This is a genomic window from Streptomyces sp. NPDC002817 (assembly GCF_053592055.1).
This window is the reverse complement of sequence record NZ_JBSFUY010000025.1, coordinates 1-22521: the sequence shown is the minus strand read 5'-3', so window position 1 is coordinate 22521 and position 22521 is coordinate 1. Positions and strand designations below refer to the sequence as shown.

At 69.3% G+C, this 22521-nt stretch carries 21 protein-coding genes and 1 pseudogene; 13 read left to right on the top strand and 9 right to left on the bottom strand.

Annotated elements, in window-relative coordinates; translation table 11 throughout:
* Positions 1 to 42: 42 nt before the first annotated feature.
* The 3 genes and pseudogenes from ACWD3I_RS34705 (at position 43) to ACWD3I_RS34695 (ending at position 2336) form a co-directional block, all read left to right on the top strand.
* Positions 43 to 948, top strand: a complete 906-nt coding sequence (locus ACWD3I_RS34705) for a LysR family transcriptional regulator (protein ID WP_365409338.1) — start codon at positions 43 to 45, stop codon at positions 946 to 948.
* Between the two features lie 46 nt (positions 949 to 994).
* Complete coding sequence (locus ACWD3I_RS34700; protein ID WP_365409335.1) at positions 995 to 1903, top strand: squalene/phytoene synthase family protein; 909 nt, start codon at positions 995 to 997, stop codon at positions 1901 to 1903.
* 84 nt (positions 1904 to 1987) lie between these two features.
* A pseudogene (locus tag ACWD3I_RS34695) lies at positions 1988 to 2336 on the top strand (Uma2 family endonuclease).
* A gap of 64 nt (positions 2337 to 2400) precedes the next feature.
* Here ACWD3I_RS34695 and ychF read toward each other — a convergent pair.
* Entirely contained in the window at positions 2401 to 3489 is a 1089-nt protein-coding gene (ychF, locus tag ACWD3I_RS34690) for a redox-regulated ATPase YchF (protein ID WP_266888521.1), read from the bottom strand.
* 168 nt (positions 3490 to 3657) lie between these two features.
* On the opposite strand from ychF, the gene ACWD3I_RS34685 reads away from it, so the two are divergent.
* Complete coding sequence (locus ACWD3I_RS34685; protein WP_365411705.1) at positions 3658 to 4188, top strand: DUF6542 domain-containing protein; 531 nt, start codon at positions 3658 to 3660, stop codon at positions 4186 to 4188.
* Position 4189: 1 nt separating this feature from the next.
* Here the strand turns inward: ACWD3I_RS34685 and ppgK are convergent, their stop codons facing one another.
* On the bottom strand, positions 4190 to 4933 hold the full coding sequence (gene ppgK / locus ACWD3I_RS34680; protein WP_365411708.1) for a polyphosphate--glucose phosphotransferase: 744 nt from the start codon (positions 4931 to 4933) through the stop codon (positions 4190 to 4192).
* 29 nt (positions 4934 to 4962) lie between these two features.
* Positions 4963 to 5973 (bottom strand): 4-hydroxy-3-methylbut-2-enyl diphosphate reductase, encoded by a 1011-nt coding sequence (locus tag ACWD3I_RS34675; protein ID WP_365411711.1) that lies wholly within the window; start codon positions 5971 to 5973, stop codon positions 4963 to 4965.
* A 116-nt stretch (positions 5974 to 6089) separates the two neighbouring features.
* On the opposite strand from ACWD3I_RS34675, the gene ACWD3I_RS34670 reads away from it, so the two are divergent.
* The 4 genes from ACWD3I_RS34670 (at position 6090) to ACWD3I_RS34655 (ending at position 9841) form a co-directional block, all read left to right on the top strand.
* The gene (locus tag ACWD3I_RS34670) at positions 6090 to 7460 is read left to right on the top strand and encodes an APC family permease (protein WP_365411714.1); all 1371 of its coding nucleotides are present in this window, start codon (positions 6090 to 6092) and stop codon (positions 7458 to 7460) included.
* A gap of 204 nt (positions 7461 to 7664) precedes the next feature.
* The gene (gene xseA, locus ACWD3I_RS34665; RefSeq protein ID WP_365411716.1) at positions 7665 to 8873 is read left to right on the top strand and encodes an exodeoxyribonuclease VII large subunit; all 1209 of its coding nucleotides are present in this window, start codon (positions 7665 to 7667) and stop codon (positions 8871 to 8873) included.
* A 9-nt stretch (positions 8874 to 8882) separates the two neighbouring features.
* Positions 8883 to 9116 (top strand): exodeoxyribonuclease VII small subunit, encoded by a 234-nt coding sequence (locus tag ACWD3I_RS34660; RefSeq protein ID WP_365411719.1) that lies wholly within the window; start codon positions 8883 to 8885, stop codon positions 9114 to 9116.
* Between the two features lie 134 nt (positions 9117 to 9250).
* Complete coding sequence (locus ACWD3I_RS34655; RefSeq protein ID WP_365411722.1) at positions 9251 to 9841, top strand: malonic semialdehyde reductase; 591 nt, start codon at positions 9251 to 9253, stop codon at positions 9839 to 9841.
* A gap of 87 nt (positions 9842 to 9928) precedes the next feature.
* Here ACWD3I_RS34655 and ACWD3I_RS34650 read toward each other — a convergent pair whose 3' ends face one another.
* Positions 9929 to 10453 carry a DUF4245 domain-containing protein gene (locus ACWD3I_RS34650; RefSeq protein ID WP_365411725.1) on the bottom strand — a complete coding sequence of 175 codons (525 nt, stop codon included), beginning with the start codon at positions 10451 to 10453 and terminating at the stop codon, positions 9929 to 9931.
* 127 nt (positions 10454 to 10580) lie between these two features.
* Here ACWD3I_RS34650 and glpX point away from each other — a divergent pair, with 127 nt between their 5' ends.
* Positions 10581 to 11615, top strand: coding sequence for a class II fructose-bisphosphatase (gene glpX / locus ACWD3I_RS34645; RefSeq protein ID WP_365411728.1), 1035 nt, complete (start codon positions 10581 to 10583; stop codon positions 11613 to 11615).
* Positions 11616 to 11765: 150 nt separating this feature from the next.
* Here glpX and ACWD3I_RS34640 read toward each other — a convergent pair whose 3' ends face one another.
* Positions 11766 to 12140, bottom strand: coding sequence for a WhiB family transcriptional regulator (locus ACWD3I_RS34640; protein ID WP_095046695.1), 375 nt, complete (start codon positions 12138 to 12140; stop codon positions 11766 to 11768).
* 163 nt (positions 12141 to 12303) lie between these two features.
* Complete coding sequence (locus ACWD3I_RS34635; RefSeq protein WP_365411732.1) at positions 12304 to 13002, bottom strand: DUF1707 SHOCT-like domain-containing protein; 699 nt, start codon at positions 13000 to 13002, stop codon at positions 12304 to 12306.
* Between the two features lie 155 nt (positions 13003 to 13157).
* On the opposite strand from ACWD3I_RS34635, the gene ACWD3I_RS34630 reads away from it, so the two are divergent.
* A complete protein-coding gene (locus ACWD3I_RS34630; protein ID WP_365411735.1) occupies positions 13158 to 14825 on the top strand; it encodes a fumarate hydratase in 1668 nt (555 codons plus the stop codon).
* A 45-nt stretch (positions 14826 to 14870) separates the two neighbouring features.
* Here ACWD3I_RS34630 and ACWD3I_RS34625 read toward each other — a convergent pair whose 3' ends face one another.
* Positions 14871 to 15326: a hypothetical protein gene (locus ACWD3I_RS34625; RefSeq protein WP_365411737.1), complete on the bottom strand. Its 456-nt coding sequence runs from the start codon at positions 15324 to 15326 to the stop codon at positions 14871 to 14873.
* A 236-nt stretch (positions 15327 to 15562) separates the two neighbouring features.
* On the opposite strand from ACWD3I_RS34625, the gene ACWD3I_RS34620 reads away from it, so the two are divergent.
* The 3 genes from ACWD3I_RS34620 to ACWD3I_RS34610 all read left to right on the top strand — a co-directional run bounded on the left by ACWD3I_RS34620 (position 15563) and on the right by ACWD3I_RS34610 (position 20054).
* The gene (locus tag ACWD3I_RS34620) at positions 15563 to 16948 is read left to right on the top strand and encodes a class II fumarate hydratase (protein ID WP_365411740.1); all 1386 of its coding nucleotides are present in this window, start codon (positions 15563 to 15565) and stop codon (positions 16946 to 16948) included.
* Between the two features lie 72 nt (positions 16949 to 17020).
* The gene (fomD, locus tag ACWD3I_RS34615; RefSeq protein WP_365411743.1) at positions 17021 to 17713 is read left to right on the top strand and encodes a cytidylyl-2-hydroxypropylphosphonate hydrolase; all 693 of its coding nucleotides are present in this window, start codon (positions 17021 to 17023) and stop codon (positions 17711 to 17713) included.
* Positions 17714 to 18008: 295 nt separating this feature from the next.
* Positions 18009 to 20054: a SpoIIE family protein phosphatase gene (locus ACWD3I_RS34610; RefSeq protein WP_365411746.1), complete on the top strand. Its 2046-nt coding sequence runs from the start codon at positions 18009 to 18011 to the stop codon at positions 20052 to 20054.
* Between the two features lie 51 nt (positions 20055 to 20105).
* Here the strand turns inward: ACWD3I_RS34610 and ACWD3I_RS34605 are convergent, their stop codons facing one another.
* Positions 20106 to 20270, bottom strand: a complete 165-nt coding sequence (locus ACWD3I_RS34605; RefSeq protein ID WP_365411749.1) for a hypothetical protein — start codon at positions 20268 to 20270, stop codon at positions 20106 to 20108.
* 71 nt (positions 20271 to 20341) lie between these two features.
* A partial coding sequence (locus ACWD3I_RS34600; RefSeq protein ID WP_451084267.1) for a golvesin C-terminal-like domain-containing protein occupies positions 20342 to 22521 on the bottom strand: 2180 nt, incomplete at its 5' end.

The following is a 22521-nucleotide window of genomic DNA, read 5'->3' as shown; positions in this document are numbered from 1 at the left end:
TGCGAAAGTCCGTTGCCCGTCCAAGACCCACGGTGATAGCCGATGGCTATGACAACGGACGTGCACCTGAGGGATCTGCGCTACTTCCTCGCGGTGGCCGAGGAACTGCACTTCACCCGCGCGGCCGAACGGCTGTACGTGTCCCAGCCCGCCCTGAGCAAGCAAGTACGGGCTCTGGAGCGGCAGCTGGGCGTCGAGCTGTTCCGCCGCGATCGGCACGGCGTGACGCTCACCGGGGCGGGCGAGGCGCTGCTGCCGCACGCCCGGCGGGTGCTGGCCGACTGGGCGGAGGGCGCGGCGGCGGTGGCGGTGGCCCGCTCGGCCCAGCGCAGCACGCTGATCGTGGGGATGAGCACCAGCCCGGGCCGTGGCGGACTGCTGCCGGCGATCCGCTCCCGTTTCACCGCGGCCCGTCCGGACGCGGCACTGCGGGTGCGCCAGGTGAGTTGGGAGGACCCCACCGCGGGCCTGGCGGAGGGGGACGCGGACGTCGCCTTCGTGTGGCTGCCCCTGCCGGACTCCGACCGCTACGCGTGGACGGTGGTCGCCGAGGAACCCCGTCTGATCGCCCTCCCGGAGACCCACCCCCTGGCGTCCCGCCCGGAAATCGACTTCGCCGACCTCGCCGAGGAACCGTTCCTCGCCCTCCCCGAGAGCGCGGGCCCACTGCGCGACCACTGGCTCGCCCTCGGCGAACGCGCCGGCCGCCCGGCCCGCATCGGCGCGGAGATCGCCGGCACGGAGGAGACGTACGAGGCCCTGGTCGCCGGCCTCGGCATCTGCCTGGTCGCCGAGGGCAACGCCCCGCTGATCACGTTGGGCGGGGTGGTGACGCGGGCGGTGCGCGGGGTGAGCCCGAGCCGGTATGCCCTCGCCTGGCGGGAGGGGGACCGCAGACCGCTGGTGCGGGCGTACGCGGAGGCGTGCCGGTCGGTCGCGGGAGCCTGACAGGGCGGCTGTCTCGCGGAACACCGGGGCTGTCTACGATCACCGCATGAGCGCGTGGAAGAGGGCCCTGGACGCGGCGGGGATCCGGGATCCGGAGCTGCGGAGCGACTACGACGCCCAGCGGCGGCTGGTGGCACGCGAGCGGCGCAGTTCGTATCTCGCGGCCCGGGTGCTGCTGCCGCGGCCGATGCTGCCGCACGTGGTGGCCGCGACGGCCGTGATGCACCACGGGGACGACCTCCTGGACACCGGCCCGAAGCCCCGGCGGGTGGCGGCGTGGGCGTCCTGGGAGCGGCGGCTGCGCGAGGCACTGGAGAAGGGCGTGGCCGACGATCCGCCGATCCGCGCGTTCCTGCACACCGTGGCCGCGTATCCGCGGCTAGGGGAAGTGACGGAGGAGTATCTGGCCACCGCCACGGCCGAGTTGGAGTTCACCGGCTTCACGACGGAGGCCGACTTCCAGACCTATGTGGACGCCTACTCGCTGCCCGCCTACCTGCTGGTCGGCACCTTGCTGGGGCCGCGGACCGACGACGGGCGGTACCGGGCGCTGTCCCGGACCCTCATCGAGGGCAGCCAGCGGCTGGACTTCGTCAACGACCTCGCCGAGGACCTCCCGGAAGGCCGCCTCGGCATCCCGACCGAGACGCTGCGGCGCTACTCGCTCACGGCGGAGGACCTCACGGCGGGCCGAGCCTCACCGGGCCTGCGCGACTTGGTGCACGACCAGGTCGACGCCGCCCGGACCGCCCTGAAGGCGGCACGCGAACTACCCGCCCTGGCGGCGCCCCCGGGCCGGGCGCTGCTGAGCGCGGTGATCGAGATCGAACTCCTGACCGCTGACGCGGTGTCGGCGCGCGGAACGGGGCTGCTGCACGGCTCCGCGAGCCCTCCGCTGCCGGGCACGCTGCGAGTGCTCCGGAACGCCCGCAAGCTGCGCCGAACGACGCCCTGACCGGGAGCTCCCGACGACGTGAAGGCGGTCGGCCCCGTTGACGATCTCGTGGCCCGGTCCCCGTCGAGTGGCTGCGGTTGAGCCATGACCGCACTGCCCGACTGGATGCGCCCGCCGCACGCGGAAGGCTGGTTCGCGGAGGACCTGGACCGCCTCCGCACCGGACGAGGTACGGCTCGTCATCGAGGTCGTCTCCCCCGAGTCCGCCCACCGCGACCGCACGGTCAAGCTCCGCAAGTACGCGGAGGCCGGCATCCCGCACCACTGGTGCGTCGAGGACGAGGACGGGGCACCCGTCGTCCGCGTCTACGAACTCGACGAACCGACCGGCCGCTACGCGCCCGGGGGCATCTTCCGGGGCACCCTCGGGCGCCCGGTGCCGTTCGAGATCAGCCTGGATATCGACAAGCTCACCCCGCCGAGCGGGAAGTAGAAGTCGTACGGGAACGCGGAGGGGGCCGGGCTCACCAGAGCCCGGCCCCCTCCGTCACGGCTGATCAGACGTTGAAGCGGAACTCCACGACGTCCCCGTCCTGCATGACGTACTCCTTGCCCTCCATGCGCGCCTTGCCCTTGGCGCGGGCCTCGGCGACCGAACCGGTCTCGACGAGGTCGGCGAAGGAGATGACCTCCGCCTTGATGAAGCCCTTCTGGAAGTCGGTGTGGATCACGCCGGCGGCCTCGGGGGCGGTGGCGCCCTTCTTGATCGTCCAGGCGCGGGATTCCTTGGGGCCGGCCGTGAGGTAGGTCTGGAGGCCGAGGGTGTCGAAGCCGACGCGGGCGAGGGTGGCGAGGCCGGGCTCCTCGGCGCCGACCGACTCCAGGAGCTCCATCGCGTCCTCCTCGTCGAGCTCGGCGAGGTCCTGCTCCAGCTTGGCGTTGAGGAAGATCGCCTCGGCGGGGGCGACCAGGGCGCGCTGCTCGTCCTTGAAGGTCTCGTCGACCAGCTCGTCCTCGTCCACGTTGAAGACGTAGAGGAAGGGCTTGGTCGTCAGGAGGTGCAGGTCGTGGAGGAGTTCCTCGTTGCCCGAGCCCTGGACGATGCCCTGCGAGAAGAGGGTGTCGCCCCGCTCCAGGATCTCCTTCGCCGCCTCGACCGCCGCGACCTTCGGCGCGATGTCCTTCTTGATGCGCGAGTCCTTCTGGAGACGCGGCAGGACCTTCTCGATGGTCTGGAGGTCGGCGAGGATCAGCTCGGTGTTGATCGTCTCGATGTCGTCCTTGGGCGAGACCTTGCCGTCGACATGGACGACGTTCTCGTCCTTGAAGGCGCGGATGACCTGGCAGATCGCGTCGGACTCACGGATGTTCGCGAGGAACTTGTTGCCCAGGCCCTCACCCTCCGACGCGCCCTTCACGATGCCCGCGATGTCCACGAAGTCGACGGTCGCCGGGAGGATCTTCTGCGAGGAGAAGATTTCGGCCAGCTTCGTCAGACGCGCGTCCGGGACGCCCACGACACCGACATTCGGCTCGATCGTGGCGAACGGGTAGTTGGCCGCGAGCACGTCGTTCTTGGTCAGGGCGTTGAAAAGGGTCGACTTGCCGACATTCGGCAGACCGACGATTCCGATCGTGAGCGACACGTTGCGACTTCCCGTACGTGAGAGGAGAGGACTGAGGGCTGGGGCCGATCCACCAGTCTACGGCGTACCGGGCCCCGCCCCCTTCGAGGCGTCGAACACTTGGCCAAGGTCGATCCATCGGCGTGTCTGAGGGGCGATTCTGCATATAAACCGTCCTAAGTTGGTCCGGTGGAGCAACACAGGACGCGACCCCCGCACATCCGAGCACGACGCGAGACGCCATCCCTGCCCCCGCAGGCGGCCCGCGGCGGGCGCCGTCCGGCGGCCGTACGACGGCCCGCTCCCCCGGTCGTGCAGGCGGTGCGACGCTTCCCCAACCCCCGGCTCACCGGGCTCGGCGGTGGTCTGTTCTGCATCGCGGTGATGCTGGTGCTCGGCTGCCTCGACGCACTGACGTTCGGGTCGCTGACGGTGTACGGCGTGCTGTTCCTGCCGGTGTGCGTGCTGACGGCCGTCTGGGTGCGGCGCAACGACCTGGGCACCGCACCCATCGTGGTGCCGATCGCCTTCGCCGCGGGGCTCGTGCCACTCGCCCAGGAAGGGGACGGGTTCGGTGCCCGGCTGATGGGCCTCGTGACAGCCCTGGCCACCGAGGCCGGATGGCTGTACGGCGGGACGCTCCTCGCCGGTCTGATCGTGACCGTACGGAAGATCCGGCTGATGAACCGCCGGCGGCAGGCGAACCGCCGGCCCTCGTGACCTACTCCTTCGCCGCCCGCATCGCCGCCCCCACGATCCCCGCGTTGTTCTGCAACTGCGCCGGGACGATCTCCGCCTTGATGCCCTCGATGTAGTGCAGGAATTTCTGGGACTTGCGGCTGACACCACCGCCGACGATGAACAGCTCGGGCGAGAAGAGCATCTCGACATGGGCGAGGTACTTCTGGACGCGGCGCGCCCAGTGCTCCCACGTCAGCTCGCCGTCCTCCTTGGCCTTGCTGGAGGCACGCGTCTCCGCGTCGTGCCCGTGCAGTTCCAGGTGGCCCAGCTCGGTGTTGGGGACCAGGACGCCGTTGACGAACAGGGCGCTGCCGATGCCGGTGCCGAAGGTCAGCAGGACGACGGTGCCCCTGCGGCCGTGACCGGCGCCGAACTCCATCTCGGCGACGCCCGCCGCGTCCGCGTCGTTGACCACCGTCACCGGCAGGCCGCCGAGCCGCTCGCAGAACAACGCGCGCGCGTCCGTGTCGATCCAGTCCTTGTCGACATTGGCCGCCGTACGGATCGTGGCCCCGCCGGTGACCACGCCCGGGAAGGTCAGCCCGACCGGCCCCGACCAGCCGAAGTGTTCGACGACCTCCTTCACACCGTCCGCCACCGCGTCCGGCGTCGCCGGGTGCGGGGTGAGCACCTTGTGGCGCTCCTGGGCGAGGTCGCCTCTGGCCAGGTCCACCGGGGCGCCCTTGATCCCGGATCCGCCGATGTCCACACCGAAGATCTGCATGGCCCTACGTTACGACGGGCGACCGACCGTCACTCCTTCGAGGCGCCCGTACGCTCCGCGACCAGCGCCGCGGCCTCCTCGCGCAGATCGCGGCGGAGCTCCTTCGGCAGCGAGAAGGTGATGGACTCCTCGGCCGTCTTCACCGTCTCGACGTCCCCGTAGCCACGCGCGCCCAACCACTCCAGCACCTCCTCCACCAGCACGTCCGGGACCGAGGCACCGGAGGTCAGACCGACCGTGGTGACGCCCTCCAGCCAGGCCTCGTCGATCTCGGAGGCGAAGTCCACCAGGTACGCGGCGGGGGCGCCCGCGTCCAGGGCCACCTCGACCATCCGGATCGAGTTCGAGGAGTTCTTCGAGCCCACCACGATCACCAGCTGAGCGTCCTCGGCAAGCTTCTTGACCGCGATCTGGCGGTTCTGCGTGGCGTAGCAGATGTCGTCGCTGGGGGGCGAGATGAGCTGCGGGAACTTCTCCTTCAGCGCCTCCACGGTCTCCATGGTCTCGTCGACGGAGAGGGTGGTCTGCGACAGCCAGACGACCTTGGACTCGTCGCGGACCTCGACCTTGGCGACGTCTTCCGGACCGTCGACGAGGGTGATGTGGTCGGGGGCCTCGCCGGAGGTGCCGATGACCTCCTCGTGGCCCTCGTGCCCGATCAGGAGGATGTCGTAGTCCTCCTTGGCGAAGCGGACGGCTTCCTTGTGGACCTTGGTGACCAGCGGGCAGGTCGCGTCGATGGTGGCGAGCCGGCCGCGCGCGGCCTCCTCGTGGACGACGGGCGCGACGCCGTGCGCGGAGAACATGACGATGTTCCCCTCGGGGACCTCCTCCGTCCGCTCGACGAAGATGGCGCCCTTCCTCTCCAGGGTCTGCACGACGTACTTGTTGTGGACGATCTCGTGCCGGACGTACACCGGAGCGCCGTACTGCTCCAGGGCTTTCTCGACGGCGATCACGGCGCGGTCCACACCCGCGCAGTAGCCCCGGGGGGCGGCGAGCAGGACACGGCGGCCAGGCGAAGCAGTCATGCGTCCCATCGTAAGGCCGCGCCGGACGGGTCAAAGATCGCGTTGTTGGCGAGACTGGCCGGGAAGTGTGAAGGGCGGGGAACCGGCGACGGCAGTCGACGGATGAAGCACCGGCGGAGGCACCGATGTCCGAGACCCAGACGACGACCCGTACCGCCGATCCTGGCCATGACCTGCGGCGCAGCCTCGGATTCCGGGACCTGGTGGTCTACGGGCTGCTTTTCATCGCCCCCATGGCGCCCGTCGGCGTGTTCGGCACCCTCGACGCCAGGTCGCACGGGGCGGTGGCGCTGGTCTATGTCGTCGCCACGGTCGCGATGGCTTTCACCGCGTTCAGCTACGCGCAGATGGTGCGGGTGGTCCCGCGCGCGGGCTCTGTGTACGCCTACGCGCGCGTGGCGCTCGGAAAGGAGGCCGGGTTCATCGCGGGCTGGATGGCGATGCTGGACTACTTGCTGATCCCGGCGGTCGCGTATCTCTTCTCCGGTATCGCGATGAACGCGCTGGTCCCGGAGGTCTCGCGGTGGGTGTGGACGGCGGTGGCGGTGGTCGTGACGACGCTGCTGAACCTGTGGGGCGTACGGGCCGCGGCCCGGGTCGGCTTCCTGGTGCTGGCGATGGAGATCGTGGTCCTGCTGGTGTTCATGGTCTCCGCGGCCGTCGTCCTCGCGCGCGATGGTGCCGAGCGGGGGTGGCTGTCGCCGCTGTCGGGGGACGGCTCGCAGGGGGCGTTCGCGCTGTCGGCGGTCCTCGGGGCGGTGTCGATCGCGGTGCTGTCGTATCTCGGCTTCGACGCGATCGCCTCCTTCGCCGAGGAGGTCACCGGTGGGTCGGCGAAGGTGGCGCGGGCGGTGCTGTTCTGTCTGGCGCTGGCGGGTGTGCTGTTCGTGGCACAGACGTATCTGGTGGCGCTGCTGGAACCGATGTCGTCGGCGGAGCTGGCGGCCCAGCCGGGGAAGCAGGGCTCCGCCTTCTACGACGCCGTGGACGTGTCGGTCGGGACCTGGCTGCATGACCTGGTGGCGGTGAGCAAGGCGATCGGGGCGGCGTTCGCGGCGTTGGCGGGGCAGGCGGCCGCGGGGAGGCTGCTGTTCGCGATGGGGCGGGACCGGCGGTTGCCGCGGGTGCTGTCGAAGACGGATGCGGGGGTGCCGCGGGTGGCGCTGCTGTGCGCGGCCGTCATCACGCTGGTGGCGGCGGTGTGGGCGGCCCGGCGGGACGACGGGATGGACCATCTGGTGTCGGTCGTCGACATCGGCGCGCTCACGGCCTTCACGTTGCTGCACGCGAGCGTGGTGGGGTGGTTCGCGGTGCGGCGGCGGGGTGGGCCGGTGAGTTGGTGGCGGCATGTGCTGATGCCGGTCGCCGGCGCGGCCATCACCGTCGCGGTGATCGTGGAGGCGTCGGGGGCGGCGCAGGTGGTGGGGGCGGTGTGGTTCGTGGTGGGGGTGGCGGTGCTGGTGGGGCAGCGGGGGCGGGTGGGGGTGGCGGAGTAGCGGGCCGGTGTTGTGGGCGCCGCCGGGGTTTCTTCGCCCCCGCTGCCCCTACCCGTTCCCATCACTGGAGGCTGCCGCCCCCGGACCCCCGCTTCGGCCCTGAAGGGGCCTCGTCCTCAAACGCCGGACGGGCTGGAGTGCCTGGACCAGCGTCCAGAGGCCTGGATCGGCGTTGATGTCGGTGGTGGCCACTACGCTCGGCGCATGGCTCTCAACTCGTCACCCGAAGCGGCGCTGCCCGTCGGTGAGGTCTCCCGGCTGATCGGGGGGTGGATCGACCGGCTCGGTGCCGTCTGGGTCGAGGGGCAGATCACTCAGCTGTCCCGGCGGCCCGGTGCCGGTGTCGTGTTTCTGACGTTGCGTGATCCGTCGTACGACATCTCGGTGAGCGTCACCTGTTTTCGGCAGGTGTTCGACGACGTCGCCGATGTGGTGAGCGAGGGGGCGCGGGTCGTCGTGCTCGCCAAACCGGAGTGGTACGCGCCGCGGGGGCAGCTGTCGTTGCGGGCCGCCGAGATAAGGCCGGTGGGGGTCGGGGAACTGCTCGCGCGGCTGGAGCAGTTGAAGAAGTCGCTCGCCGCCGAGGGGCTCTTCGCGCCCGAGCGGAAGAAGGCGCTGCCCTTCCTGCCGCAGCTCGTCGGGTTGGTGTGCGGGCGGGCGTCCGCCGCCGAGCGGGACGTGCTGGAGAACGCCCGGCACCGCTGGCCCGCCGTCCGCTTCGAGGTGCGCAATGTCGCCGTGCAGGGCGTGCACGCGGTGCCGCAGGTGATGCAGGCGGTCAAGGAGCTCGACGAGAACGACGACGTCGACGTGATCATCGTGGCCCGGGGCGGAGGCAGCGTTGAGGATCTGCTGCCCTTCTCCGACGAGCAGTTGGTGCGTACCGTCGCCGCCTGTCGTACGCCCGTCGTCTCCGCCATCGGACACGAGCCGGACAACCCGCTCCTCGACCATGTCGCCGACCTGCGCGCCTCCACCCCGACCGACGCCGCCAAGAAGGTCGTACCGGATGTGGGTGAGGAGTACGAGCGCGTGCGGATGCTGCGGGACCGGGCGCGGCGGTGCGTCGAGGGGTTCATCGAGCGGGAGGAGCGCGGGCTCGCCCATGCGCTCGCCCGGCCGTCGATAGAGGATCCGCACCGGATGATCGACGAGCGCGCCGATCACGTGGCCTCGCTCGTGGAGCGGTCGCGGCGCACCCTCGGTCATCTCCTCGACCGTGCCGACTCGGAACTCACGCACACGCACGCACGCGTGGTGGCGCTCTCCCCCGCCGCGACGCTGAAGCGGGGGTACGCGGTGCTCCAGAAGGCCGACGGGCATGTCGTGCGGGACCCGGAGGAGGTCACCGGTGACGAGGTGCTGCGGGCGCGGGTTTCCGAGGGTGAGTTCAGTGTCCGAGTCGATGCTTAGGGTGGGCGCATGACCAGCAAGGTGGATGAGGCGCTCGGGTACGAGCAGGCGCGGGACGAGCTGATCGACGTCGTACGACGCCTTGAGGCCGGTGGTACGACGTTGGAGGAGTCCCTCGCGCTCTGGGAGCGGGGCGAGGAGCTGGCCAAGGTGTGCCGGCGGTGGCTGGACGGGGCGCGGGCCCGGCTGGACGCGGCCCTCGCCGAGGGAGAGGCCGTGGACGATGAGGCCGACTCCGAGTAACGGACTTCGGTGATCTGTGAAGCGGGTCACCACGCTCCGGTTTTTGTTGAAGCTTCAACCTGTGTCGCGTACAGTCAGTTGCGTCAGCCGATCCGGAACCCGGATCCGACGTCCGTCCCCCAGAAGGTTCACGCATGTCTCTCGTCCTTGACCCCACCGCCCAGGACCTGCTGTTCCGCGAGGCCCACACCGCGAACGCCTTCACCGACGAGCCGGTGACCGACGAGCAGGTGCAGGCGATCTACGACCTGGTCAAGTTCGGCCCGACCGCCTTCAACCAGACCCCGCTGCGCATCACCCTGGTCCGCTCCCCCGAGGCCCGTGAGCGTCTGGTGCGGCACATGGCCGAGGGCAACCAGCCCAAGACGGCCACCGCCCCGCTGGTCGCGATCCTCTCCGCGGACAACGAGTTCCACGAGGAACTGCCCACGCTGCTCCCGCACTTCCCGCAGGCCAAGGACCTCTTCTTCAGCGAGCGCCCGGCCCGTGAGAACGCGGCCGCGCTGAACGCCGCCCTCCAGGCCGCGTACTTCATCATCGGCGTGCGCGCCGCCGGTCTCGCCGCAGGACCGATGACCGGCGTCGACTTCGAGGGCGTCCGCAAGGAGTTCCTCGACGGCGACCACACCCCGCTGATGGTCGTCAACATCGGCAAGCCGGGCGAGGACGCCTCCCACCCGCGCTCCCCGCGCCTCGCCTACAACGAGGTCGTCACCACGGTCTGAGCGACCCGGACATGCGAGAAGGGCCCCCGAAACCGGGGGCCCTTCTCGTATGTCCGGATGTTCCGGACGCCTCGCGCGTCGGGGCACTCACTCCGACTTGAGCGCCTTCACCATCTGCGTCAGCTGGGCGTGCGACCCCGTGCCCGCCACCACGGTCGTCGCGCCGTCGGCCTGGTGGACGAGGGCGTCGTAGCGGCCGCCGGTGTAGCGCGTCCAGGTCCGGCCGCCGATCTCCTCGGTGGTGTCCGTCTTCTCGCCGCCCTGGCTGGCCTTGTCGATGAACTCGGCGGCCGACTCCTGGGTCGACTGCTCGATCTGGACGTACTCGTCACCGGGGGTGTGGAAACCCAGGTGCCAGGCGTCGGAGTCCGCGCCGTCGTACCGGACGGAGGTGGCCTTCCAGGTGTCGGGCAGACCCGTCGGCGCCAGCACGGGGTAGGGCGCGGCGCGCCGGGCCGTGAGCAGCTCGACGCGGTAGTCGACCCGCTTGACCTCCTGCGGAGAGTCGTCGTGCGGGATGAAGAGGTAGATGACCCCCGCCACGAGACTGATCAGGCCCAGGGAGAGAACCATGTCCCGGACCGTCTTCTGCTTGCCGCTCGAACCTGCCACGGACCTATCGTCGCAGGTGCCCTGGTCCGCTCATCCGTGGGGTCCCCTGCTCATTTTGTCTGCCTAACGATAGAGTCGACGCCATCACCCTCATCCGGCCGTCGTCGTATCAGAAAGGTGCGCTCCGATGACCGAGCATCATCATCTGCCCTCCGAGCTCGAAGTACCCTCCGAGGCCCCCGACCGCAACCTCGCCCTGGAACTCGTCCGGGTGACCGAAGCCGCGGCCATGGCCGCGGGCCGCTGGGTCGGACGCGGCGACAAGAACGGCGCCGACGGTGTCGCGGTGCGCGCCATGCGAACCCTCGTCTCCACCGTGTCGATGAACGGCGTGGTCGTCATCGGCGAGGGCGAGAAGGACGAGGCCCCGATGCTCTTCAACGGGGAGCGCGTCGGCGACGGGACCGGGCCCGAGTGCGACATCGCCGTCGACCCGATCGACGGCACCACCCTGACCGCCAAGGGCATGCCGAACGCGATCTCCGTACTGGCGGCCGCGGACCGCGGGTCGATGTTCGACCCGTCCGCCGTGTTCTACATGGACAAGCTGGTCACCGGCCCCGATGCCGCGGACTTCGTCGACATCAACGCGCCCGTCTCCGTGAACATCCGGCGGGTCGCGAAGGCGAAGCGGTCCACCCCCGAGGACGTGACCGTCGTCATCCTCGACCGGCCCCGGCACGAGGGGATCATCAAGGAGATCCGGGAGGCGGGTGCGCGCATCAAGCTGATCTCCGACGGTGACGTGGCGGGCTCCATCTACGCGCTGCGCGAAGGCACCGGCGTCGACATGCTGCTGGGCATCGGCGGTACACCGGAGGGGATCATCTCCGCCTGCGCCGTGAAGTGTCTCGGCGGCACCATCCAGGGCAAGCTGTGGCCCAAGGACGCGGAGGAGCGGCAGCGGGCGATCGACGCGGGGCACGATCTGGACCGGGTGCTGACCACCGACGACCTGGTGTCGGGCGAGAACGTGTTCTTCGTCGCGACCGGCATCACCGACGGTGAGTTGCTGCGAGGTGTGCGGTACCGGTCGGAGACCGCGACGACCGACTCGATCGTGATGCGGTCGAAGTCGGGGACGGTGCGGAGGATTGATTCCGAGCACCGTTTGAGCAAGCTGCGGGCTTACAGCGCGATTGACTTCGATCGCGCCAAATAGCTCGGGGGGCGTGGTGCGTTGGCGGCTGCGGGTGCGTTGTGGCTTGTCGCGCAGCTCCCCGCACCCCCAGGGCATCCAGCTACCCCTGGTTGAAAAGTGAAGGGCGCCCCCGGTGCGGTGGGGGCGCCCCTTTTGCATGTTCTGCGGCTGTCAGCCCGCCTGCGCTATGCGGGAGGCTCCTGCCGCCTTCTTCAGTTCCATGTCGCGGCGCCTGCGGCGGGCCAGGACCACGCGGCGTTCTGCCGCGGTGAGGCCGCCCCAGACCCCGTAGGGCTCGGGTTGCAGGAGTGCGTGTTCGCGGCACTCGACCATGACCGGGCAGCGGGCGCAGACCCGCTTCGCGGCCTCCTCACGGGAGAGCCGGGCGGCGGTGGGTTCCTTCGAGGGGGCGAAGAACAGGCCGGCCTCGTCGCGCCGGCACACCGCCTCGGTGTGCCAAGGCGCGTCTTGGTCCCTGTCTCGCACTGGCACCCGCTGAGCCGGAACGGCAGCTACCTGCAGGGACGAATGCGGCGGTTGCAGCACGGTCTACTCCTGACGACGGCTTCGCGAGCGAGCGACGATGCAGCAAGGCCTACCCGCTGTGCGCGTGCCTATGCACTGAGTTCCGAACCGCTGGATTCCGGGTGGTCCCGTGCTGGGGTGTGAGTGGAACCGATCGTTTCGCACGCGGCCCGATTCACAACCGTCAACGATCCAGATGCTTGCGCAAACTCTTGTCGACCTTGTGCTGCACCCGATCGAGAATGTCCGCGACGAGCTTGCCCCGCCGGGGCCTGCCCTCGATGTTGCCGAGCACGGCCCACCCGTCGACGTAGACCACGGGTGCCTCGGGGTCGTCCGAATCCAGTGTGTGCACCTCGAAGTTGCCCAGGACTCCGCCGCCGGTACCGCGCAGCGACACGTTCTCCGGGACCCGGACCTCGACGTTGCCGAACACCGAGACCGCCTTGATCACGACCTGCTGGTACTCGAACAGGGCCTCGCTGAGGTCTATCTCGACGCTGCCGAAGATCGCGTACGCATGGATACGGCGGCCGGCGCGCCAGCGGCCCTTGCGGACGGCACTGCTGAACACCGCCACCACGTTCTCGTCGGGCTCGATCGGGATGGCGCCGACGGTGGGGCGATTGGGGGCGGCGGCCGGCGTCGCGCGCCGCTGGTGGGCGGCGGGCAGATCCTGGATGAAGGCGTCCAGTTCGCCGACCGTCTTGGCGGCCAGCGCGCCCTCGACCCGCTCGGCGTGCTCGTCCGCGGTGAGACGGCCCTCGGCGAGGGCCTCGCGCAGGATGTCGGCGATGCGGTCGCGGTCGGCGTCGGAAGCACGCAGGTCGGAGGCGCGCAGGTCGGCGGTGGCAGCGGGCGAAGTCTGCTTCTCAAGGTCCACGGCAGCAGCGTACCCAAACGCGATAGATCGCGACTAGGCCTGTGGACAACCAACTGAGCCTTACCTCACAAGCTTCGGGCCCTGGGCAGGTTCTACGCTAGGGAGGCTCGCCAATGGAGGCGGGTCGCCGTCTGTCGAGTGAGGAATGGGCTGAGATGCCTGAGTTCGCGTACACCGATCTGCTCCCCATGGGAGAGGACACCACCCCCTACCGGCTGGTGACCTCCGAGGGTGTCTCCACCTTCGAGGCCGACGGGCGCACGTTCCTCAAGGTCGAGCCGGAGGCGCTGCGCAAGCTCGCCGAAGAGGCCATCCACGACATCCAGCACTACCTGCGCCCCGCGCACCTGGCGCAGCTGCGGCGCATCATCGACGACCCCGAGGCGTCGGGCAACGACAAGTTCGTCGCCCTCGACCTGCTGAAGAACGCGAACATCGCGGCGGCGGGCGTCCTTCCGATGTGCCAGGACACCGGTACGGCGATCGTCATGGGCAAGCGCGGGCAGAACGTCCTCACCGAGGGCGGTGACGAGTCGGCGCTGTCGAAGGGCATCTACGACGCGTACCTGAACCTCAACCTGCGCTACTCGCAGATGGCCCCGCTGACCATGTGGGACGAGAAGAACACCGGCTCCAACCTCCCCGCGCAGATCGAGCTGTACGCGACCGACGGCGGCGCCTACAAGTTCCTCTTCATGGCCAAGGGCGGTGGCTCGGCCAACAAGTCCTTCCTCTACCAGGAGACGAAGGCCGTCCTGAACGAGGCCTCCATGATGAAGTTCCTGGAGGAGAAGATCCGTTCGCTCGGTACGGCCGCCTGCCCGCCGTACCACCTGGCGATCGTGGTCGGCGGTACGTCGGCCGAGTACGCGCTGAAGACCGCGAAGTACGCCTCCGCGCACTACCTCGACGAGATCCCGGCCGAGGGCTCGGAGCTGGGCCACGGCTTCCGGGACAAGGAGCTGGAGGAGAAGGTCTTCGAGCTGACGCAGAAGATCGGCATCGGCGCGCAGTTCGGTGGCAAGTACTTCTGCCACGACGTGCGCGTGGTGCGCCTTCCGCGGCACGGCGCGTCCTGCCCTGTCGCGATCGCCGTGTCCTGCTCCGCGGACCGGCAGGCCGTCGCGAAGATCACCGCCGAGGGTGTGTTCCTGGAGCAGCTCGAGACGGACCCGGCGCGGTTCCTGCCGGAGACGACGGACGAGCACCTCGACGAGGCCTCCGACGTCGTGAAGATCGACCTCAACCAGCCGATGGACACGATCCTCGCCGAGCTGACGAAGTACCCGGTGAAGACCCGGCTGTCGCTCTCCGGTCCCCTGGTCGTGGCCCGTGACATCGCGCACGCCAAGATCAAGGAACGCCTCGACGCGGGCGAGGAGATGCCGCAGTACCTCAAGGACCACCCGGTGTACTACGCCGGTCCCGCGAAGACCCCCGAGGGCTACGCGTCCGGCTCCTTCGGTCCGACGACGGCCGGCCGTATGGACTCCTACGTCGAGCAGTTCCAGGCGGCGGGCGGTTCCAAGGTGATGCTGGCGAAGGGCAACCGGTCCGCCCAGGTCACCAAGGCGTGCGACGCGCACGGCGGCTTCTACCTCGGCTCGATCGGCGGCCCCGCCGCCCGTCTCGCCCAGGACTGCATCAAGAAGGTCGAGGTCGTCGAGTACGAGGAGCTCGGCATGGAGGCGGTCTGGAAGATCGAGGTCGAGGACTTCCCGGCGTTCATCGTGGTGGACGACAAGGGCAACGACTTCTTCCAGGACCCGGCCCCGGCACCGACGTTCACGTCGATCCCGGTCCGGGGGCCTGGGCTGGCCTAGCGCCTCCGGAGCGGCGGGGGCGTGCGTCTCGCCCCCGCAGCACGGCTACCCGCAGTGGACACCTTCGCGAGTGACGATGGCAGTTCCCCATGGTCCGAGAATCTGCCCAGATATAGCTATGCAGTGGCCATCGGCAGACAACGAGACCGGGCCGGCGTAGTACGAATACAACCCCTCGTCGGTCACCTTCTTTTCCGAGTAGCAGTTCGAACCTGAAGTCCCCAGTCTGCAGCGGTCAAGGGTCGCATTCGTCAGGCTCGCCGTTCCATAGTTTCCGGCTGAATTCTTGACGGTCGCCATACAGTTGGTTCCGTTGGAGGAGTTGTAGTAGAGGTAGACATTCCCTCTGGTCACCCCTCCGTTGTCCTTCACCGCATACGTACTGATCAGCGAACCGGAGCAGCCGTACCCGGCGGCGCTCGCCGTCGGCGCGGAAACCAGCGTGGCCCCCACGGTCGCCATCGCCACAACAAAACCAGAAAGAACAGCCCTTTTCCGCACGCGTCCTCCATCTTGGGATTTCTGTGGCGACTGGTCACGGGAAGATGAAATTGTTGCCGGATCCGTTAAGCGCCAGCATCCACTGAATCCTAAGTGCGCGTCCGAACGTCGCAAATCTCGAAGATTGACGCAATTACGCCAATAGCGACCGCTGTCACCGCGGCGACTGGAGGCCTCGAGACCACTCTGCGGCCCGGCGTCGGAACATCCACGCCACGCCGATCGCTGTACAGGGCATGAGCGACTACCGCATCGAGCACGACTCCATGGGCGAAGTACGTGTCCCTGCCGAGGCCAAGTGGCGGGCCCAGACGCAGCGGGCCGTGGAGAACTTCCCTGTCTCCGGGCAGCGGATCGAGCGCGCGCACATCGAGGCGCTCGCACGGATCAAGGGTGCCGCCGCGAAGGTCAACGCCGAGCTGGGGGTGCTCGACAAGGACATCGCCGAGGCCGTGCAGGACGCGGCCGGTGAGGTCGCCGAGGGACGGTGGGACGAGCACTTCCCGGTCGATGTGTTCCAGACCGGGTCCGGGACCTCGTCGAACATGAACACCAACGAGGTCATCGCCACCCTGGCCAGTGAGCGGCTGGGGCGGGAGGTGCATCCCAACGATCACGTCAACGCCTCCCAGTCGTCCAACGACGTCTTCCCCTCCTCCATCCACATCGCTGCCACCGCCGCCGTCACCCGTGATCTCGTTCCGGCGCTTGAGCACCTCGCCGCATCCCTGGAGAACAAGGCCGAGGAGTTCGCCGATGTCGTGAAGTCCGGGCGGACCCATCTCATGGACGCCACGCCCGTGACGCTGGGGCAGGAGTTCGGCGGGTACGCGGCCCAGGTGCGGTACGGCGTCGAGCGGCTCCACGCCTCCCTCCCCCGGCTCGCCGAGCTCCCACTGGGCGGTACCGCCGTCGGCACCGGCATCAACACCCCGCCGGGCTTCTCCGCCGCCGTCATCGAGGAGGTGGCCCGCGTCACCGGGCTGCCGCTGACCGAGGCGCGCGACCACTTCGAGGCGCAGGGGGCCCGCGACGGGATCGTGGAGACGAGCGGGCAGCTGCGGACCATCGCGGTCGGGCTGACCAAGATCGCCAACGATCTGCGGTGGATGGCCTCGGGGCCGCGCACCGGGCTCGCCGAGATCTCCCTTCCCGATCTTCAGCCCGGGTCCTCGATCATGCCCGGCAAGGTCAACCCGGTCATTCCCGAGGCCGTGCTCATGGTCGCGGCCCAGGTCGTCGGCAACGACGCCACCGTCGCCACCGCCGGGGCCGCCGGCAACTTCGAGCTCAACGTCATGCTGCCGGTCATCGCCAAGAACGTACTGGAGTCGATCCGGCTGCTCGCCAACGTCTCCCGGCTCCTCGCCGACCGGACCGTCGACGGGATCGTCGCGCACCGCGAGCGCGCCCGGGAGTACGCCGAGTCGTCACCCTCCGTGGTCACGCCGCTGAACAAGTACATCGGGTACGAGGAGGCCGCCAAGGTCGCCAAGAAGGCGCTCGCGGAGCGGAAGACCATTCGTCAAGTCGTCGTGGAGGGCGTGTACATCGAGCGGGGCGACCTCACCCTCGAGCAGCTCGACGAAGCGCTGGATGTCCTGCGTATGACGCGTCCGTAACCATTGTCGCCCCGGACGCGAACCGTGACGCGCACCGCAGCGTCGTATGGCCATGGCACCTAATATCTGTTCATGGCAGACGGTGGAGCGGTGAGAGCGGCGGAAGCGGGTAGAACGACGTCCTTCTGGGAGCCCGGGAGTCAGATCCTGTGGCGGTACCGGGAGAACGGCGCAGCGCGCTTTCACATCGCACGCCCTGTCACCGTCGTCCGGGACGACCACGAGCTGCTGGCCGTGTGGATGGCCCCCGGCACCGAGTGTGTGAAGCCCGTCCTCGCCGACGGCACCTCGGTGCACGCGGAGCCGCTGGAGACCCGCTACACCAAGCCGCGGACCGTGCAGCGCGACCGCTGGTTCGGCACCGGTGTGCTGAAGCTGGCGCGGCCGGGCGAGCCGTGGTCGGTGTGGCTGTTCTGGGAGTCGGGCTGGCTGTTCAAGAACTGGTACGTGAACCTGGAGGAGCCGCTGGCCCGTTGGGACGGCGGGGTCGACTCCGAGGACCACTTCCTGGACATCTCGGTGCACCCGGACCGCAGTTGGCACTGGCGCGACGAGGACGAGTTCACGCAGGCCCAGCGGGACGGGCTGATGGACGCGGCACAGGCCGAACAGGTGCGTCGGGCCGGGCGCTCGGCGGTGGAGGTGATCCGCTCCTGGGGCACCCCGTACTCGGACGGCTGGCAGCACTGGCGCCCGGATCCGTCCTGGTCGGTACCGTTGCTGCCGGAAGACTGGGACCGCACGCCCGCGCACATGTCCTCATGAGACCCTTGATGCGCCCCCGGGCAACAAACGTAGGATCGTCCTCCGCAAGAGCGCGCGGCGGCAACTACCGGAGCGTGCATCCAGCTTGACCATTCGTCACCGAGGGGCGGCAGGACGTGAGCGAGGGGTACGAGGGCAACACCGGTACGGAGGCAAGACGCTCCGCCGGTGGCACAGGAACATCCTCTGACCACGCGGGAATTCCGTTCCTGGGACACGTATACCGGGTATCGGCATTTCGGCGGGACGAACTGAGCGCGCGGCGCGCAGCCACCGACGGACGGATTCGACACGCGTGACGGAGCAGCCCACCTCCTTCGAGCGCCCCCAGCCGGGCGCCGACCCCGCGGACCCTCGCGGGGCGCTCCTGCGTGCCTCCACGCCCCCGCACAGCGCCTTACCGGCACAGGCCCGGGCCGGCGAGACACCGCCCCCGGGGTCCGACATCACGGCACCGGTGCCCGGCGGCGACCCCGAGCACTCCCAGCCCACCCTGGCCGCCGAACCGGACACCCACCGTCCGCGACCGGTGCCCGAGGCGGTCCCCGCCCCGTCGGAGGCGGCGTCCGACGGCCCTGAGCGGCGGAGCGGACAGGGCCAGGCGCTCGGCCGGCCCACGCCGATGCGGCGGGACGGCGACCGGCTGCGGTTCGTGGGTGCCGCGACCCGGCGGATCGCCCGTGGCATCGACCTCGACGAGATCGTGATGGGGCTGTGCCGGGCGACCGTGCCGACCTTCTCGGACGCGATCCTGGTCTATCTGCGCGACCCGCTGCCGGTCGGCGACGAGCGGCCCACCGGCCCGCTGGTGCTGCGGCTGCGCCGCACCGACCGGATACCGGAGGAGCGGGACACCGAGGGCGGTTTCGCGGTGCCCGCGCCCCAGCCGGAGCCGACCGAGCTGACCGAGCTGTCGGCCGTCACCGCCGAGCTGTGCGAGGTGCGCACCGGCGGCGCGCTGGCCGAGGTGCTGCGGGGCGTACGTCCCGTCTTCACGGACTCTCCGGCGGCCCGCGCCGCGCTGCCGGAACTCCTCGGCGAGGGCGGCGAGTCGATCGTCCCCGGCGGCCGGCGCGCCATCCTCGCCCCGCTGCGCGGCCGGCGCCGGGTCATCGGCGCCGCACTGTTCCTGCGCCGCCCGGACCGTATCGCCTTCGAACCGGACGACCTCCTGGTCGCCGCACAGCTCGCCACGCACAGCGCGCTCGGCATCGACAAGGCCGTGCTCTACGGCCGTGAGGCGTACATCGCCGACGAACTCCAGCGCACCATGCTGCCGGAGACGCTCCCGCGGCCGACGGGGGTCCGGCTGGCCTCGCGCTATCTGCCGGCCGCCGAGACCGCGCGGGTCGGCGGCGACTGGTACGACGCGATCCCCCTGCCGGGGAGCCGGGTCGCGCTGGTCGTCGGTGACGTCATGGGGCACTCCATGACGTCGGCCGCGATCATGGGCCAGCTGCGGACGACGGCGCAGACGCTCGCGGGTCTCGATCTGCCGCCGCAGGAAGTACTGCACCACCTCGACGAACAGGCCCAGCGGCTCGGCACGGACCGCATGGCGACCTGCCTCTACGCCGTCTACGACCCGGTCTCGCATCGCATCACCATCGCCAACGCCGGCCATCCGCCGCCCGTCCTGCTCCACCTGGGCGGCCGGGCGGAGGTGCTGCGGGTGCCACCGGGCGCGCCGATCGGAGTCGGCGGCGTCGACTTCGAAGCCGTGGAGCTGGACGCCCCGGCCGGAGCGACCCTGCTCCTGTACACCGACGGGCTGGTCGAGTCGCGTCTCCGGGACGTGTGGAGCGGCATAGAGCAACTGCGCGAGAAGCTCGCCGCGACCGCGCAGTTGACCGGGCCGGACCATCCGCCGCCGCTGGAGGCGCTGTGCGACGAGGTGCTCGACATGCTCGGACCGGGCGACCGGGACGACGACATCGCGCTGCTCGCCGCCCGCTTCGAGGGGATCGCGCCGAGTGATGTGGCGTACTGGTTCCTGGAGCCGGAGGACGCCGCACCGGGGCGTGCCCGGCGGCTGGCCCGACGCGCCTTGTCCCGCTGGGGACTCGAGGACATGTCCGACTCGGTGGAGCTGCTGGTCAGCGAGGTCGTGACCAACGCCGTGCGGTACGCCTCGCGGCCGGTGACGTTGCGGTTGCTGCGGACCGATGTGCTGCGCTGCGAAGTCGGCGACGACGTGCCTCAGTTGCCGCGGCTGCGGCAGGCCCGGGCCACCGACGAGGGCGGGCGGGGGCTGTACCTCGTCAACAAGCTGGCACGCCGGTGGGGAGCGACCCGGCTGAGCACCGGCAAGGTGGTCTGGTTCGAGTTGAACCGCAGCTGAGAAGACGAAGGGCGCCCGGCGGATGCCGGGCGCCTTCTCTTTCGCTTCCGCTCAGGCGACGGCCATGGCGATGACAAGAGCGAGCGGCAGAAAGACGCAGGCAGCCGCCATCGCCCAGCCCACCTTCCAGGACGTCTTGTCCCCGACCTTGACGCAGAAGAGCGCCATGAGGACGACGTAGACGGTCATCGGCACGAGGAGGATGCCGGCACCCATGTTCTGTTCCTTCCCACCAGTGTGCCCGGGACCGCCTGAAGAGCGGTCCCGGGCACATCCGGTCCTAGGCCCTACGGTGTGTAGTTGTCGAGGAACCCGGTGGTCGGGGCGTCACAGTGGATGACTCCCGCCGGACGTTCGCCGGGTCCGTCACCGACGATCGGTACGGGAGCGTCGATGGCCCAGGGGTTGCCGCCGCTGCCGCGATCGGTCGCGTTGCACTTCCCGTAGGCGTTCCCGCTGAGGCTGTTGACGCCGGGAATGTTGGAGAAGTTCACCCAGTCTCCCAGCTTGATCCGCTGGTTCGACGGCCGGCCGAGATTGTCGGTCATCCGGTCGTCGACATAGAGGTACAGATCGGGCATGTAGCTCTGCCAGACGATGCCGTTCGAGGGAACCGCGTCACGGTTCTCCAGCTGGTGCGTCGGCTTGACGCTGCCGTCCGCGCAGAACGCGGCCGCGATGTCCTGCCAGATCGGCGGGGCATTGCCGATCTGGCTGCCGAAGATGTTGTTGTCCCCGCTGTTCTTGAAGAACATCGAGTACATCTCACCGGCGAAGTTCCGGACCATGACATTGGTCTCGGGGTGGGCCTTCACCTTGTCCACCCACGCCTTGACGTTGTCGTTGATGTACTTGTGCGCGACCATCGGCCGGTAACCGTGCACACCACCGCCGACGGCCCGGAAGTCCACGCAGGTGTTGTCCGAGTTCAGCCGCGCTCCCCGGAAGTGCGGGAAGAAGACCTGCCCCGGGGTGTTGCCGTCGATGTACGGCTGAGCGTGCATGTCCTTGCCGTACTCGAGTGCGTCGTACGTGGTGTAGTCGATTTCGGGCTTGCTGATGCCGTAGTCCGACTCGATGGCCTGGATGATGTCGGTCACGAAGTGCGGCAGGTGGGCGTTGCCGATCCGGACCTGGTAGTCCGCCGACTCACTCCCCGAGATGATCTTCCCGCTGGAGTCGTCGACGATGAAGCTGACCTCGACATCACTCTTGATCTTGTAGCTGTCCTCGCCCTTCAGAGCCACGCTCGCCGACTGCGACGGATCCGGGCGCTTGTTGGACATGGCCATCCACACCGGTACCGACATGGACGGCGCCGAGCCGTCCGCGTTCGGCGTCCAGCCGCCCGCCTTGATGTCCTCGTACCACTTCTTGGCCTCGTCGTAGGTCCGCTGCCCGCTGCACTCGCCGACCGGGACGACCGTCGGGCAGCGTGCGGCGCCGGTGATGCCGACGGTGTCCGCTCCGCTGGGGTTGTCCCAGAGCGGTCCCTTGTACGCCAAGCCCATGGCCCAGTCGTAGAGGGTCTTCTGGGTGCGCAGCGGAGTGAAGACCGCCTCCGGCATGTTGGAGTTGAGGTTCTGGTTGGAGTCGAAGATCGCCGCCGCGGTCATGGTCCGCTGCACGAACCGGCCGCTGATCGGCTGCACCGCCACGGCGTCGTACGCGATGTCCTTGTCCCCGGTGCCGTCCTGCGTGATGGACGACAGGGTGACCTTCGGCTTGTCGTCGAACATGAACGCACCGATGGAGACCCAGCGGTTGGAGCTGCCGTTCTGGTTCACGACTCGGGTCTTGACGCCCTTGGCCGTATGGATCTTGTACGTAGCGTACTTGGCCTGCGCCCCGTGGTCGGGCAGGTGCACCCAGATCTTCGCGGGGCCGTTGACCGCCTGGTTCAGCGTCCAACTGCCGGTCATCTTCAGCCGTTCGCCCTTGGCGCCCTGCGAGCGGTCGTGGCCGAAGTAGAAGTGACCGCCGAAGCCGGCGCCGAGTTGGTGCAGGTCCACCTTGGCCGGCCAGGTCGTGATGATCGACTGACCGTCCGGGGCGAGCCCTGCCTCTCCGTCACCGAAGTCGAGGGAGAAGGTGCCCTGGGTCGTCCAGTCGCTGTTGGCGCAGCCAGGCCTGACCGACGGTGTGCCCTCACCGATGTCATCGATGATCAGCGCACCGCTGGGCAGTCCGGACCGGGTGCAGTTGGGCGGGTAGGCGGTGCCGTCCGCCTGCTCGGCGTCGTAATCCGGCGAGGTGAAGCGGAAGAACTCGTTGCCGCAGGAGTAGGAGCAGTCGGTCTTCCAGCTCACGGACTGGTGGTACCAGCACTTGAAGTCGTCGCGGGTGCACGGGCTCTGGCCGGGCTCGTTGGTCGCGCCGTCGCCGATCTTGGACGGCTCGCACCAGTTGTACGGGCCGCAGAACAGATCCTCCGGCGGCTTGACCTTGGCCCGGTTGTACTTGGCCG